Source organism: Paraclostridium benzoelyticum (assembly GCF_001006285.1).
Classification (GTDB): Bacteria; Bacillota; Clostridia; order Peptostreptococcales; family Peptostreptococcaceae; genus Paraclostridium; species Paraclostridium benzoelyticum.
The window spans coordinates 1-660 of the sequence record NZ_LBBT01000294.1 but is presented as its reverse complement, the minus strand read 5'-3'; the positions used below and the strand labels follow the sequence as shown (position 1 = coordinate 660).

1 protein-coding gene is annotated in these 660 nt (G+C 26.8%); it reads left to right on the top strand.

Annotated elements, in window-relative coordinates:
* On the top strand, positions 1 to 624 hold a 624-nt coding region (locus VN21_RS17975; protein ID WP_052952092.1), incomplete at its 5' end, for an acyltransferase.
* Positions 625 to 660: the final 36 nt, after the last annotated feature.

The following is a 660-nucleotide window of genomic DNA, read 5'->3' as shown; positions in this document are numbered from 1 at the left end:
GAAGGAGACTTAAAATTGAAAAAGGTTATAAAAAAATTAATGGGAAAAATCCCTATATTTAAAGACTATTTTAATATAGTAAAAACAAAGATACCAATTAACTTAAAACAGTATTTAAAATATAAGACATTTAATAGAAACAAAAAGATTTATTGGCCAGTACATAAAAATTCTATAGTAAATGGAAACGTAGAGATTGGTATCAATAGTTCAGTAGGAGCAACACCAGGATGTTATATACAAGGGATTGGGAAGGTTAAAGTAGGAGATTATACGTTACTAGCTCCAAATGTAGGGATTATAAGTGCAAATCATGATTTATATGACTATAGAAAGCATATTAAAAAGGAAGTTTTAATAGGAGACTATTGTTGGATAGGAATGAACTCAGTTATACTTCCAGGAGTTAAATTAGGAAATCATACTATAGTAGCTGCGAATTCTGTTGTTACAAAAAGCTTTAGTGATGGATATTGTGTATTAGGTGGTAACCCAGCTAAAATAATCAAAAAATTAAATAAAGAAGAGTGTACAGATTATAGAGACGAAGAAGAGTATTATGGATATATCCCTAAAGATAAGTTTAAAAGATATAAAGATAAATATTTAAATAATATAGGATAAACATAGCAAATAGAAAAGTATTAATTTTACTAAATA